Source organism: Sphingomonas sp. GW821-FHT12D09 (assembly GCF_058807215.1).
On the sequence record NZ_JBXAQL010000002.1, the window covers coordinates 530919 to 544901 of the forward strand.

Annotated in this window: 16 protein-coding genes; 4 read left to right on the forward strand and 12 right to left on the reverse strand. The window is 68.0% G+C overall.

Annotation, left to right across the window (positions count from 1 at the left end):
• Positions 1–66: 66 nt before the first annotated feature.
• From AC1RPL_RS12570 to AC1RPL_RS12625, 12 genes are all read right to left on the reverse strand, one after another.
• The gene (locus AC1RPL_RS12570; protein ID WP_493069633.1) at positions 67–543 is read right to left on the reverse strand and encodes a nuclear transport factor 2 family protein; all 477 of its coding nucleotides are present in this window, start codon (positions 541–543) and stop codon (positions 67–69) included.
• A gap of 59 nt (positions 544–602) precedes the next feature.
• Positions 603–1712 (reverse strand): hypothetical protein, encoded by a 1110-nt coding sequence (locus AC1RPL_RS12575; RefSeq protein WP_493069634.1) that lies wholly within the window; start codon positions 1710–1712, stop codon positions 603–605.
• A gap of 185 nt (positions 1713–1897) precedes the next feature.
• Positions 1898–2791, reverse strand: coding sequence for an SDR family NAD(P)-dependent oxidoreductase (locus AC1RPL_RS12580; RefSeq protein ID WP_493069635.1), 894 nt, complete (start codon positions 2789–2791; stop codon positions 1898–1900).
• Positions 2792–2867: 76 nt separating this feature from the next.
• Complete coding sequence (locus AC1RPL_RS12585; RefSeq protein ID WP_493069636.1) at positions 2868–3236, reverse strand: hypothetical protein; 369 nt, start codon at positions 3234–3236, stop codon at positions 2868–2870.
• Between the two features lie 110 nt (positions 3237–3346).
• A complete protein-coding gene (locus AC1RPL_RS12590; RefSeq protein WP_493069637.1) occupies positions 3347–3643 on the reverse strand; it encodes a hypothetical protein in 297 nt (98 codons plus the stop codon).
• Between the two features lie 220 nt (positions 3644–3863).
• Complete coding sequence (phoB, locus tag AC1RPL_RS12595; RefSeq protein WP_348972644.1) at positions 3864–4556, reverse strand: phosphate regulon transcriptional regulator PhoB; 693 nt, start codon at positions 4554–4556, stop codon at positions 3864–3866.
• Between the two features lie 17 nt (positions 4557–4573).
• On the reverse strand, positions 4574–5275 hold the full coding sequence (phoU, locus tag AC1RPL_RS12600) for a phosphate signaling complex protein PhoU (protein ID WP_493069638.1): 702 nt from the start codon (positions 5273–5275) through the stop codon (positions 4574–4576).
• A gap of 10 nt (positions 5276–5285) precedes the next feature.
• The gene (gene pstB, locus AC1RPL_RS12605) at positions 5286–6071 is read right to left on the reverse strand and encodes a phosphate ABC transporter ATP-binding protein PstB (protein WP_493069639.1); all 786 of its coding nucleotides are present in this window, start codon (positions 6069–6071) and stop codon (positions 5286–5288) included.
• The gene (gene pstA, locus AC1RPL_RS12610; protein ID WP_493069640.1) at positions 6071–7363 is read right to left on the reverse strand and encodes a phosphate ABC transporter permease PstA; all 1293 of its coding nucleotides are present in this window, start codon (positions 7361–7363) and stop codon (positions 6071–6073) included. The genes pstB and pstA overlap by 1 nt, the downstream gene beginning before the upstream one ends.
• Positions 7356–8732 (reverse strand): phosphate ABC transporter permease subunit PstC, encoded by a 1377-nt coding sequence (gene pstC, locus AC1RPL_RS12615; protein WP_493069641.1) that lies wholly within the window; start codon positions 8730–8732, stop codon positions 7356–7358. Before pstC ends, pstA begins: the two co-directional genes overlap by 8 nt.
• Complete coding sequence (locus AC1RPL_RS12620) at positions 8732–9742, reverse strand: PstS family phosphate ABC transporter substrate-binding protein (protein ID WP_493069642.1); 1011 nt, start codon at positions 9740–9742, stop codon at positions 8732–8734. Before AC1RPL_RS12620 ends, pstC begins: the two co-directional genes overlap by 1 nt.
• Positions 9743–9837: 95 nt before the next feature.
• Complete coding sequence (locus tag AC1RPL_RS12625) at positions 9838–11040, reverse strand: ATP-binding protein (RefSeq protein WP_493069643.1); 1203 nt, start codon at positions 11038–11040, stop codon at positions 9838–9840.
• A 138-nt stretch (positions 11041–11178) separates the two neighbouring features.
• Here AC1RPL_RS12625 and AC1RPL_RS12630 point away from each other — a divergent pair, with 138 nt between their 5' ends.
• From AC1RPL_RS12630 to AC1RPL_RS12645, 4 genes are all read left to right on the forward strand, one after another.
• On the forward strand, positions 11179–11565 hold the full coding sequence (locus tag AC1RPL_RS12630; protein ID WP_493069644.1) for a hypothetical protein: 387 nt from the start codon (positions 11179–11181) through the stop codon (positions 11563–11565).
• A 259-nt stretch (positions 11566–11824) separates the two neighbouring features.
• Positions 11825–12094: an HPr-rel-A system PqqD family peptide chaperone gene (locus AC1RPL_RS12635; RefSeq protein WP_493069645.1), complete on the forward strand. Its 270-nt coding sequence runs from the start codon at positions 11825–11827 to the stop codon at positions 12092–12094.
• On the forward strand, positions 12091–12936 hold the full coding sequence (locus tag AC1RPL_RS12640; protein ID WP_493069646.1) for an HprK-related kinase A: 846 nt from the start codon (positions 12091–12093) through the stop codon (positions 12934–12936). The genes AC1RPL_RS12635 and AC1RPL_RS12640 overlap by 4 nt, the downstream gene beginning before the upstream one ends.
• Positions 12933–13943: a nucleotidyltransferase domain-containing protein gene (locus tag AC1RPL_RS12645; RefSeq protein ID WP_493069647.1), complete on the forward strand. Its 1011-nt coding sequence runs from the start codon at positions 12933–12935 to the stop codon at positions 13941–13943. Before AC1RPL_RS12640 ends, AC1RPL_RS12645 begins: the two co-directional genes overlap by 4 nt.
• The last annotated feature ends 40 nt before the right edge of the window (positions 13944–13983 follow it).

Here is a 13983-nt window from a genome sequence, read left to right on the forward strand (position 1 = left end):
TCGGGAACAGGGCTGGGGACCTCGCTCCCTTCCGAAAGCCTGTGTCAGGTCAGGCCGTGATCGGATTCAGGGCTTCACCGGCGGCTTCGGCGCCCGCTCGGGCGTGTATTGTGCCGAGGCGAGCTTCCAGCTCCCGCCGGCGCGCACCGCCAGGAAGCCGGCGCGCATCGATACGGCGCGGGCGGGCCGGCCCTCGGCACCCGGCAGCTCGAACGACAGGCGCACGATGATCGATGCCGTATCGCCATAGATGCGGACGAGCGGATCGCTCAGCTTGGTGACGGGCGTCGGCTGTTTCTTGTCGGCTGCATAGAAGCCCAGGAACGCATCGTGCAGGTCCAGATCGCCGAGCGGCGACACTTCGACATAGTCGGCGGTGACGAGCGCGGCGATCCGCTGCTGGTCGAACGCGCGCTCCGCCTCGATGAAGGTGCCGACGAGTTCGACGAGCGCGCTGTCCGTCTTTGCCGCCATGGGAACAGCGGCGGCTGCCGGAAGAGGCTGGGAAGCGGCAAGCAGCAGGCCGAGTGTCAGGTTCAGCATCGAATATCGTTCCTCGTCGAAAGCGCGGCCCGGAACGCGAGGTCCCCGGCCGGGAAGGGTCAAGCGGTAACCAGCTGGGTCGGCGGCAGCCGCTCCTCGAGCCCGCCGAGCAGACCGACGACCATGCGGCGTACTGGCTGCCAGAAGGCGGAGAGCAGCAGCAGCGCCGAACCGATCACCAGCGCCGTCAGCGCTGCCGCCAGCTCGACCGCACCGGTCGCCTGGAACAGCGCGTACATCGCCCACAGCACATAGATCAGGCTGGAGACGAGCAGCGCGCGGCGGTCCACTGCCAGCGCCACGAAGGCGAAGACGACGTAGAGCGCGATCACCACCGCCGCGACCGGGCCGGTCACCACGCCGTCGAACACGCCGAGCATGTGGAACACCGGGTGCGCGATCAGCGGCGCCGCGGCGAGGTGGAGCCAGAAGGCGACGTCCGAGCGGCGGGTGCGGCGCTCCAGGTCGCTCATGTCCCAGCGCATCGCGAAGAAGAACATCGCCACGCCCGCGACGAGCAGCATCTCGTTCACCCAGTCCTTGGCCTGGGGCACCAGCGCGAGCAGGATCGCCACGCCCATGCCGACGATCACCATCGCGCCGGCTGCCACGGTGATCGGAACCATGAAGCGCTTCCAGTGGATGAAGGTCGCGGCGGCAGTCAGCAGCCCGACGACCGCGGCGATGCCGCCGGCCAATTGCTGCTTCTGCGCTTCGCTCGCCAGATGCGTCTGCTCCTCGATCCAGGGCAGGTTCGCGGCGAAGATGCCCGAAAGCGTCGCCGCCACGCCGCCGATGAAGCCGAACAGCAGCAGGATCGAGGGGAGCGCCATGCGGCGCTTGGCAGTGAAATATTCGGCGAGCATCCAGCTGGTCGCGGCCACGGCGAAGCCCCCGCCGATCATGTTGCCACCCACCACGCGCGGCTCCGGCCCGATGCCGATCAGCATCTCGCCGAAATAGGCGCCGATGCGCCCCGCGGCGACCAGGATCAGCGCGGCGGCAATCGCCACGAAGATGTCGTTGAAGCCGGTGAGCAGCTTGAAATGCTCTTCGTCCACCGCGGGCGCCGACCGGCTCTCCGCGACGTAGTTGCGCAGCGCATTCGCAGCAGCGGGGGTAAGCGCCCCCGCTTCCACGGCACTGGCCAGATCGCTTTCGCTATACATGGCAGTCTCCTCCTGTTGGGGGAGGGTATATCATGCGTGTGTTAGTGAAGCAATACGGTAAGGCGCATCCGCCCAAACGCAACGTCGTCATCCCCGCGCAGGCGGGGATCCAGGGTTACTCGGCCCGACCGGTCCTGTTTGGCTCTGGATCCCCGCCTGCGCGGGGATGACGGAGAAGAGGGTGGTCAGGATTTCTGCAACCTGCTCAGGATCAGCATCGTCTGCTCGGCCCCCGATCCCGGCACGATCTCGCCCGTGCGATCCACGATCTGCGCCCATTGCGCCTGCACTGCCTCCGGCGTCAGCGCCTCCAGCTTCGCGCCTTGGGTAAGCGTCACATAGGCGGCCTGGACCACTCCGCCGCCCGCGCCGATGATCTGGTTGGTCGGCGCGTCCTCAGAGACGAGGAACAGCGCCGCCGGCGCGACATTCTCGGGCGCGAAGGCCTTGAACGCTTCCTCGGGGAACAGATCCTCGGTCATCCGCGTGCCGGCCACGGGCGCGATCGTGTTGACCTTGATCCCGTATTTCGCGCCCTCCAGGTAGAGCGTCTTGGTCAGCCCCGCCAGGCCGAGCTTGGCCGCGCCGTAATTCGCCTGGCCGAAATTGCCGAACAATCCGGTGGACGAGGCGGTCATCAGGATGCGCCCGTAATTCTGTTCGCGCATCGTCTCCCACACCGCCTTGGTGCAGTTCGCCGATCCGATCAGATGGACGTCCACCACGAACTTGAAGTCCTCGGGCTCCATCTTCGAGAAGCTCTTGTCGCGTAGCACCCCGGCATTGTTGATGAGGATGTCGATCCGGCCCCACTTCGCCTTCACCGTCTCGACCATCGCGACCATATGGTCATAGTCCGTGACGCTGCCGCCGTTCGAGATCGCCTCGCCGCCCAGCGCCTCGATCTCCTCGACCACCTTCAATGCCGCGTCCGAATGGCCGGTGCCGTCGCGCGCGCCGCCCAGGTCGTTGACCACCACCCTGGCCCCGCGCTTTGCCAGCTCGAGCGCATAGCCGCGGCCCAACCCGCCGCCGGCACCGGTGACGATGGCGACGCGGCCCTTGAAGTCGATGGTCATGAAAAAGGCTCCCGGAGTGATCGCGGGAGCCTAGCCGAGGAACCGGCGGACGCAAGCGCGCCCGCCGGCAATCCCCTTACCGCGACTGGCGGCAATGATCCTTGATGGTCTTCGAGCAGCGCGGATAGCTCTTCGGGTCCGAAGGCATGGGCGCGTCGGCAGCCGGAGGTGCTGGCGGGGCTGGAGCAGCCTGGGGCGCGGGCGGGGGAGCAGGGGGCATCGGCGCGGTCGCCGCATCCGGCGCAGCCGGCGTCTCGGGCACGGCGGGCGGCGGCGTGGTCGCCGGCGGCGGCGGTGCGTCGGGGGCAGGCGGCGGGGGCGGCGTATCCGTCGGCGGGGCAGGCGGCATCGGGGCCGGTGCAGTCTGCGGTGCCGTCTGGGGCACGTCCTGCGCAAAGGCAGTGCCGCCAAGCGCCAGGGCCGATGCGAGCAAGATGAACTTCATGCGGTGCTTCCTCTCAAATCCGTCCCCTCCCGCATCGCTCGAAACGCATGTGCCGGGCGAAACGTTGCGCGCCCGGCACATTCGGTCCCGAAAACGGGGAGCTTCGGCGCTCAGCGGCCGCCGCGCTGGCGGCAGCCGTCGAACTGGCCGCGCTTGCACACCGGATAGGCATCCTTCGGCGCCGGCGGCGGAAAGGCCTGGCTCGGCGTCTGGGTGCTGGGTACGAAGATCACCTGGGTGCCCGGGGGCGGGGTGGTGCCGGTGCTGAACAGCGGGCCTGCGGGCGCATAGCCGCCCAGCTTGCTGGCTTCGTTGTTGGACGGGGCTTCCGCCTTCTGTGCCGAGGTCTGCGCGTGCGCGGCGCCGGTGACGAGCGTCATGGCCGCGGCCAGTGCAAGGAGTTTCATGGGGTTTTCTCCTGGGAACCGGGCGCGTTCGGTACGCCCGGACCCAGCAACGCGAAGGGCCGGGGTTGGTTTCGTTAAATCGGGTTCATGTGGGAGGCGATACCCGCCCACCTACGATCGTCATCCCCGCGAAGGCGGGGATCCAGAGTCACGAAGGACGCCGCTCTGCCACTCCTTCGCGGGGATGACGGAATACGGTCTGGGACAGGCTTAAAAAGCCTTAGTTCCCCGCATCCAGCGCATAGCCCGCCGAGCGCACCGTCCGAATGATGTCCGGCCGGTTGCCATGGTTGATCGCCTTGCGCAGCCGCCGGATATGCACGTCCACCGTGCGGCTCTCGATGTCGCTGTCATGCCCCCATACCGCGTCGAGCAGCCGCTCGCGCGAGAACACCCAGCCCGGATGCTCGAGGAAATGCTTGAGCAGGCGGAATTCGGTCGGCCCCAGCTGCACCACTTCGCCGCCGCGGCGGACCTTGTGGCCCACCGTGTCCATCTCGATGTCCGAATAGATCAGCGCCTCGCCGGCCAGCGCCGGGCGCACGCGGCGCAGCACCGCGCCGACGCGGGCGACCAGCTCGCGCGGGGAAAAGGGCTTGGTGACGTAATCGTCCGCACCCGTCTCCAGCCCGCGCACCCGATCCTCTTCCTCGCCGCGCGCGGTGAGCATGATGATCGGCACGTTCGCGGTCTCGGGCATGCGGCGCAGGCGCCGGCAGACCTCGATGCCGCTCAGCCCCTCGACCATCCAGTCGAGCAGCACGATGTCGGGCGTCGCTTCCTTGGCAAGCAGCAGCGCTTCCTCGCCATCGGGGGTGTGCTTCACCTCATAATCTTCGCGCTTGAAGTGATAGGCGACGAGCTCCGCAATCGCGGCATCGTCTTCGACCAGGAGCATTTTCACGCGGGCCATGTTCTTCCCCAATTCGCTCAGTTCGTCTCGGCTTCGCCGGTCTCGCGCTCGGCCATGTAATCGCCTGTCGCCGCGAAATAGACCATCTCGGCCACGTTGGTGGCGTGATCGCCAATCCTCTCCAGATTCTTGGCGACGAACAGCAGGTGCGCCACCTGGCTGATCGTCTTCGAATTCTCGACCATATGGGTCACCAGGGTGCGGAAGATCGAATCGTAGAAATCGTCGAGCGCATTGTCGCGCTTGCAGATCCGCACCGCTGCCTCGGCATCGCGCGCCGAATAGGCGTCGAGCACGTCGTGGACCATGTCGGCGGCAAGCTGGCCCATCGCCGGCAGGATCGAGACCACTTCGATCCGCTCCTCGCCCTCGGCATGGATCAGCGGCACGCGCTTGGCGATGTTCTTGGCATAGTCGCCGATCCGCTCGACCACCGCGGCGATCTTGAGCGCGGCGATGACCTCGCGCAGATCGTCCGCCATCGGGGCGCGCAGCGCGATCACGCGGACGACGAGCTTCTCCAGCTCGGCCTCGATCGCGTCGATCTGCTTGTCCTTCAGCCGGACTTCGCCCGCGAGCTTCGCGTCGCCGCGCTGGAGCGCCAGCATCGCGTCCTCGATCGCCTGTTCGGCCAGCCCGCCCATCTGCGAGATCAGGGCGCGCAGCTGCCCGATATCCTGGTCGAAGGCCTTGACGGTATGTTCCTGGCTGCTCGTCATGTGCCCAATCCTAACCGTACCGGCCGGTGATGTAGTCCTTCGTCCGCTCCTGCTTCGGCGCGGTGAAGATATTGTCGGTGTCGCCATATTCGACCAGCTGGCCGAGATGGAAGAAGGCGGTCTTCTGGCTGACCCGCGCCGCCTGCTGCATGTTGTGCGTGACGATCACGATGGCGTAGCGGCCCTTGAGCTCGTGGATCAGCTCCTCGATCTTGGCCGTCGCGATCGGATCGAGCGCCGAGCAGGGCTCGTCCATCAGGATAACTTCGGGATCGACGGCGATCGCGCGGGCGATGCACAGGCGCTGCTGCTGGCCACCCGACAGCGCGGTGCCGCTGTCGCTCAGCCGGTCCTTCACTTCGTCCCACAGGCCCGCGCGGCGCAGCGACTGCTCGACGATCCCGTCCATCGCGCCCTTGGAAGCGGCGAGGCCGTGGATGCGCGGGCCGTAGGCGACGTTCTCGTAGATCGACTTGGGGAAGGGGTTCGGCTTCTGGAAGACCATGCCGACCCGGGCGCGCAGCTGCACCACATCCATGGCGGCGGAATAGATATCCTCGCCGTCCAGCGTGATGTCGCCGGTCACCCGCGCGCTCGGGATGGTGTCGTTCATCCGGTTGAGCGTGCGCAGGAAGGTCGACTTGCCGCAGCCCGACGGGCCGATGAACGCCGTGACATTCTCCATGTCGACATCGATCGAGACGTCGCGGATCGCCTGCTTGTCGCTGTACGAGACGCTCACGCCCCGCGCCGACATCTTGTGCGCAGAGGTGGGGAGGGGGGCAGCGTCGGTCATCACCAGCGGGTCTCGAACTTGTTGCGAAGATAGATGGCGAGCCCGTTCATGGCGAGCAGGAACACCAGCAGCACGATGATCGCGGCGCTGGTCTTCTCGACGAAGCCGCGGCTGACTTCGTCGGACCACAGGAAGATCTGGACGGGCAGCACGGTGGCGGGATCGGTGAAGCCGCCGGGCGGCGTCACGATGAAGGCGCGCATGCCGATCAGCAGCAGCGGCGCGGTCTCGCCAAGGGCACGCGCCATGCCGATGATCGTGCCGGTCAGGATGCCGGGCATGGCGAGCGGCAGGACGTGGTGGAACACCACCTGGATCCGGCTCGCACCGATGCCGAGCGCGGCGTCGCGGATCGAGGGCGGCACGCTCTTGATCGCGTTGCGGCTGGCGATGACGATGACCGGCATGATCATCAGCGCCAGCGTCACGCCGCCGACCAAGGCGGCCGAGCGCGGCAGCAGCGGGCCCACGCGCATCCCGAACAGGCTCCACGAGCCCAGGAACACCGCGAGGCCGAGCAGGCCGAAGATGATCGAGGGCACCGCTGCCAGATTGTTGATCGAGACTTCGATCAGGTCGGTCCAGCGGTTCTTGGGCGCATATTCCTCGAGATAGATCGCCGAGAGCACGCCGACCGGGAAGGCGATCAGGAAGGTCACCGCCATGGTCAGCAGCGAACCCTTGAGTGCGCCCCAGATGCCCACCGCGACCGGATCGGTCGAATCCGATTCATGGAAGAAGGCGGCATTGAACCCGGTGCGCAGCTTGCCCGCGCCCTCCAGCTTCTTCGCGAGCGGCGCCGCGGCGGCGTCGTTGCCGCGCAGCCCCTGCTCGATCTGGGTCGATGCCGGCACCCACAGGGTCGTGCGGCGGCCGAGCAGCGAGGGATCGGCCTTCAGCGCCTCGCGTGCCTTGAGCCAGGCGGCGTCGGACAGCACCGGCACGCCCTGCGGCCCGTAAGCGGCGAGTGCTGCATTGGCGACCTTGTCCTCCAGCTCCGCGCTCGCCAGCGCCAGGTTCGCGCCCGGCGTCGAAAGCTGCGCCGGGTCGATCTTCATCGCCATGGCCGGGAAGTCGAGCGGCAGCGCGATCTCGGTGCGGGTGAAGCCGCGCCAGCCATTGGCGACCATCGTGAACAGCAGGAAGGCCAGGAACGCGGCGGAGAGGATCACCGCCAGCATGCCGAACATGCGGAAGCGCCGCTCGGCCGCATAGCGACGGCGGATGCGCTTCTGCATCGCCTCGGCCTTCCAGTCCGTCGGCGCGCGCGCGGGAGCAGCGGGCTTATTCATACGCCTCCCGGTATTTCTTCACGACGCGCAGCGCGACGATGTTGAGCAGCAGCGTGATCACGAACAGCGTCAGCCCCAGCGCGAAGGCGGCAAGCGTCTTCGGGCTGTCGAACTCGGCCTCGCCGGTCAGCAGGTCGACGATCTGCTTGGTGACGGTGGTCGCGCTCTCGAAGGGGTTGAGCGTGATCGTCGCGGCGCCGCTGGCGGCCATCACCACGATCATCGTCTCGCCGATCGCTCTGGAGACGGCGAGCAGCACCCCCGCCACCACGCCCGGCAGCGCGGCGGGCAGCAGCACCCGCGAGATCGTCTCGCTGTGCGTCGCGCCCATCGCCAGGCTGCCGTCGCGCATCGCCGCCGGCACCGCCGCGATGGAGTCATCGGCCATCGAGGAGACGAAGGGGATGATCATCACCCCCATCACCAGCCCCGCCGCCAGCGCGCTCTCGGACGAAGCGAAGGGCATGCCCAGCATCACCGCGAAGTCGCGCACCGCCGGCGCCACGGTCAGCGCGGCGAAATAGCCATAGACCACGGTCGGCACGCCCGCGAGCATCTCCAGCGTCGGCTTCATCCACCGGCGCACCCGCGGCGCTGCATATTGGGTCAGGTAGATCGCGCTCATCAGCCCGAACGGGATCGCGACCAGCATCGCGATCACCGCGCCGATGAAGAAGGTGCCCCAGAACAAGGGCACCGCGCCCAGCGACTTGCCGGGATGCACCGCGTCGATCACCTGCGGGCTCCAGTGCGTGCCGAACAGGAAGTCGGTGATCGACACCTGCTCGAAGAAGCGCAGCGATTCCCACAATAGCGACAGGAAGATGCCGAGCGTGGTCAGGATCGCGATCAGCGAGGCGACCAGCAGCATGGTCATGACGATCCGCTCGACCTGGCTGCGTGCCTTTAGCTGCGCGCGCACGCGCGACCAGGCGAACAGCCCGCAGGCAAAGGCGAGCAGAATCGCGATGCTGCCGCCCATCCAGTTGTAGCGGCGCTCGGCGGCGCGGGTCGGCGCGGCGAGCGCTTGCGCGAGCGGGTCATAGGCCTTGGCGACTGGATCGTCGGCCACCCGCTTGGCTTCGGCGAGCAGCGCGTCGCGCTCGAATTCAAACTGCGGCAGCTGCGCCGCGGCGGGATGCTGGAGCACCGCGCTTTGCACCAGGCCGGGCGAGAGCGAGGCCCAGACCGCGACGAACAGCAGCGCAGGCAGCACTGCCCAGGTCGCGACGTACCAGCCATGCTGCGAGGGCAAGGAGTGCAGCCGCTTCGCCCCGCCGCGATCGATCCGCAACGCACGCGCGCGCCCGGTCAGCCAGCCGATCAGGCCGAGCCCTGCGATCAGGAAGAGCAGCGCCAGCGGGTGCATCAGTGCAGCCCGGCCGGATCGAGCGCGATGCGCTGCGCCAGGATGTCCTGCGAATGCGCGCGCACTGCGTCGGGCGCCGCGATCAGCCCGCGCCGGCTCAGCTTGCCGCCGGGGTTCCACATCGTGCCGTACAGCTTCAGGAAGTCGGCCAGCCCCGGCACTGCGCGCAGATGGCGCTTCTTCACATAGAGGAACAGCGGCCGCGCGCCTGGATAGGCGCCGCTGGAGATCGTCGCATAACTGGGCGCCACGCCGTCGATCGGCACGCCGTGCAGCCGGTCGGCATTCTCCTCGAGATAGGAATAGCCGAACACGCCGATCGCATTGGGGTTCTGCGCCAGCCCCTGGACGATCAGATTATCGTTCTCGCCCTTGTCGATATAGGGCCCGTCGTCGCGGATGCGCTTGCAGCGATTGTCATAGGGGCTGGTGTCCTTCGCCCCCTTCATCGCATGCACCGCCGGATCGGCCTCGGCACAGCCCGGCTCGAGCACCAGCTCGACCAGCGCGTCGCGCGTGCCGCTGGTCGAGGGCGGCCCCATCACCTGGATCGGGATGGCGGGGAGGGACGGGTTCACGTCGCGCCAGGTCCGCGCCGGATTGCTGTCCTTGCCGAACGGGTGCGCGGCCAGCGCCAGATAGACGTCCTTCTTGGTCAGCGTCAGCTTCGGGCCCTTGTTCGCCTCGGCCAGCGCCACGCCGTCGATGCCGATCTGCACTTCCATGATCTCGCCGACCTGGTTGCGCTGGCACTCGGCATATTCGCTCTTCTTGATCCGGCGCGATGCGTTGGCGATGTCGGGGAACTGCCAGCCCACGCCTTCGCAGAAGCGCTTGAGCCCCGCGCCGGTACCGATCGATTCCACCACCGGCGCGCGGTGCCCGCTGCCCTGGTTGACGAAGGCCTCGGCCACGGCGGTGGTGAAGGGATAGACGGTCGACGAGCCGACGACGCGGATCTCGCGCGCGCTGTTGCCGTTGCAGGCAGTCAGCGTCAGCGCAGTCGCCACGAGTGCCAGCCTGCCGAAAATCGCGTGTCTCCTGCGGGAACAAGTCAGCGGGGCGAGAATCGCCCTGCGGTCGCCCCGGCTCTGTTGCAGCACGGTTACGTCTTTATGACAGCGTGCACGGGAAGCAGGATGGACACGGTCGAGCCCTTGCCCACCGCGCTGGTGATGTCGAACTGTCCGCGGTGCCGTTCGACGACGTGCTTGACGATCGACAGCCCCAGGCCGGTGCCGCCCAGCGAGCGGCTGCGCCCCGAATCGACACGGTAGAAGCGCTCGGTCAGGCGCGGCAGATGCTCGGGCGCGATGCCTTCGCCCTGATCGGTCACGCTCAGGCGCACCATCGTGTCGCCCTCAGGCGCCAGGCTGACCAGGATCGGCGTGCCCTCGCGGCCATATTTCATCGCATTGCCGATGACGTTGTGGAGCAGCTGGCTCAATTGCGAGGCGTCGCCGCGCACTGGCAGCGTCTCGCCGACCTCGGTGACCACGTCCGCCGCGCGCGGCACGCCCGAAAGCTCCAGGCACACTTCGTCGATCAGCTCGTCCAGCGCCACCGGATGGTCCGGCGCGCGATATTTCTCGGCCTCGATGCGGCTGAGCGAGATCAGGTCGTCGATCAGCCGCTGCATCCGCCGCGCCTCGCCGTGCATGATCTTGAGGAAGCGCGCGCGCAGCTCCGGATCGTCGCCCGCGCCATCCTCCAGCGTCTCGACATAGCCGAGCAGCGAGGCGAGCGGGGTGCGCAGCTCGTGGCTGGCATTGGCGACGAAGTCGACGCGGATGCGGTCGGTGGCATAGCTGCCGGTATGGTCGCTCAGATGGACGATGCGGCGCCCGTCGCTCAGCGTCTTCACCTGCATTTCCCAGCGCTGGTCGCGCGTGCCCAGGCCGACCAGGTGGATCGGCGCCGCCGGCACTTCGTCGCCGGGGTTGAGCAGCCGCTCGGCCGCGGCGGGGTGGCGGATCGCCACGCGCACGTCCTCGCCCAATATATGCTCGCCCAGCAGCGTGCGCGCCGGGCCATTGGCGGCGATCACGCGGCGGTCTGCGATCAGCAGCATCGGCTCGTCGATCGCGCCCAGTATCTCGGCGATGCCCGGTCCCTCGGCAACGGCGGGGGCGGTGTCGAGCGGTCCGATCGCATCGGCGCTGGCCGTGGCGGCGAGCACCGCGGCCACCCCGCACACCAGCATGACCAGGCTGATCTGCACGTCGCCGCTCAGCAACAGCCCGACCAGCGCGCCCGCAGCCACGATACCGAGCGCCAGCAGCGCCTTTATGCCGGAAAAATGGGCCATTCGGCGCCCTTCTAGGGGGCGCTCGCGGGTTCGTCACCCCGCCATTGTCCCGTCGCTCGCCTGCTTCTTGACGAAGGGGGAAGCATCGCGCCGTCGATTTACGATTGCGAAAGAGGGCAGGGCGCAGGAGAAGACACTATGGCAGACGAAAATCAGGGACCGAACGCAAGCCGTCGCGCGCTGATGCTGGGCGCGGCGAGCGCTTCGGCGATCGTCTCGATCCGCCCGGCGCTGGCGCAGACCAGCGCCTCGGTGATGAACTGCGAGATCCCCGTCCCCGATCCGGGCCGCGCCGGCCAATATGTCGCGGCCGACGGCAAGCTCGTTCCGGCCGGCACCCAAGGCGCCTTTCCCGCGGCGGGCACACCGTTCAAGGCGCAGGACGTGAAGAACGCGCTCAACGGCGGCACTTTGCCGGGCACGACCTACGAACAGAGCCGCGCCTACACCAATTACATCCGCCGCCTGCAATCGGGCACCAGCGGCTTCACCTGCTTCGCCTCGCTGCAGATGCCGCGCGGCTGAACGCCGTGGCGGATTGGCTCGCGCAACGACGCGAAGGCGCGAGGAAGAAGAAGATTTTGTTCGCGCGGAGGCGCAGAGAGCGCAGAGACGTATCGCGCCGCGCCAGCGGTGCGCTCGATCCGAACGTCTCCAAAATGCCCGCCGCTGATGCGGCGCTTGGGCTGGCCGCGCGTCCGACCCCTCCGCGTTCTCCGCGCCTCCGCGCGAAACCCCTTCTTCCCTCTTCCTTTCGCGCCTTCGCGCCTTCGCGTGACTCAAAATGACCCGCTACCGCGCCGCGCCGCCCGAAATCCTGCGGATCGTCCCGCTCGACGCGCTCACCCTGATCTACCACCGCGCCTCGGGCATCACCCATGTCGTCGACGCGCCGGTGCCCGAGATGCTGGAGGCGCTCGCCGCCGACCAGCTCACCGTCGACCAACTGCTCGCACGCCTTGGCGACCGCTATGATCTGATCGACGCCGACCCCATGGCGCTCGCCGTCCGTCTCGACGAGCTGGTCGCCGCCGGACTGGTGGAGCGGCTGTGAGGCACGTCACCCATCTCCAGATCGGCCCCGCAGGCTTCCGCATCGGCAGTCACTGGCGCGCGCCCGTCGCCCAGCTCGAAGACCTTTACCGAGACTATCCAAAGCCCGAGATCCCGGACTTCAACGTCCACCTCTTCGCCGCACGCCCCTGGCGCAGGTTCCTCCGGCCGTCCGTCCATATCGGCGGCGACTTCACCATTCCGGATGCCGCGCCGCTGCCGCTCGCCCAGGGGCTGCTCGCCGCCGAGATGGGGATGAACCTCCAGATGGCGCTCGCCCAGCGGCACTATCTGCTGCTGCACGCCTCCGCGGTCGAACGGGACGGCAAGGCCGTGCTGATGACCGGCATCTCGGGCGCCGGCAAATCCACCCTCGCGGCGCTGCTGATGGCGCGCGGCTGGCGGCTGATGGGCGACGAGTTCGTGCTGATCGATCCCGCCACCGGCCTCGCCCACGCCTTTCCCCGCCTGATCAGCCTGAAGAACGAAGCGATCGCCGTCGCCCAGGCGGCGCACCCGACAGGCCGCTTCGGCCCGCTGCTCGCCGGCACCCCCAAGGGCGATATCCGCCACCTCGTCCCCGATGCCCGCGCCATCGCCGCGATGGCCGAGCCTGCCGAGCCGGCGTTGCTGCTCTTTCCCCGCTTCGGCTTCGAAGCAGCGGAGCGCCCGGTCCAGCCCAGCGAAGCGTTCGTGCGCCTCACCCAATCCTCGACAAACTATGTCCACCTGGCCGAGCGCGGCTTCGACGCGCTCACCCGGCTCGTCCGCTCGGTCCCGGCGCGCGCAATAGACTATCCGGACACCGATGCTGGCATCGCGCTTGTGGAAGCGCTCGCATGAGCCTCGGCTGGCGCCTCGCCAACGTCCTGCGTGCGCCGGAAACCGCGCTCGGCTTCACTCCCGCCGAGTGGACGGAGTTGTTCGCCGTCGGCCGGGCGGAGCAGATGGCCGGAACGCTCGCCCACCGTCTGGACGGCCTGGCGCTCCCGCCCCCGGTCCAGCACCTGGTCGACGATGCCATCGCCTCGTCCGAGCAGGTCCGCCAGGCAGCGCTCTGGGAAGCCGAGATGGCGAGGCGTGCGCTCGCGCCGCTGGACGTGCCCGTGGTCCTCCTCAAGGGCACCGCCTTCGCCGCAGCCGGGCTGTCGCCCTCGGTCGGCCGCAATATCGGCGATCTCGATATCCTCGTGCCCCGTGACCGGATCGACGAGGTCGAAGTCGCGCTCATCGCCGCGGGCTGGGAATGGGTGAAGCCCGATCCCTATGACGACGCCTATTACCGCCGCTGGATGCACGAGCTGCCGCCGCTCATCCACCGCGAGCGCGACCGCATGATCGACGTGCACCATACCATCCTGCCGCTGACCGCTCGAATCCGTCCCGACGCAGAGGGGCTGCTCGCCGCCAGCGAGCCGCTTGGAAACGGACTGTGCAACCTTTCGCGTCCGGACATGCTGGTCCACGCCGCCGCCCACCTCCTGGCGGACGGCGACCTGGCCGGCGGCATGCGCAACCTTTGGGATATTCACTGTCTGCTACAGGATGGAAGCGCCGAGGGACTGGCGGACCGCGCCCGCCACCACGGCCTGCACCGCGAAATGGCCCAGGCCGCCCGCCTCAGCCACGCCCTGTACGGCACCGAAATCCCCTCCGAATGGCAGGGCCGCACCGCCCTCGACCGCCTCTATCTCCGCCGCCTCACTGCCCGTAACGGCTGGGGTCGACAGACCGCCAGGCTTACCCGGCTCGGCTTCTATGTGCGGAGCCACTGGCTGCGCATGCCGCCGCTGATGCTGGCGCGCCACCTGTGGACCAAATACCGCAAGGGCTATCGCCCGGTCGGCTAACGACATGATACATAACGAGAACAAATTCTTGTTTTGTAGG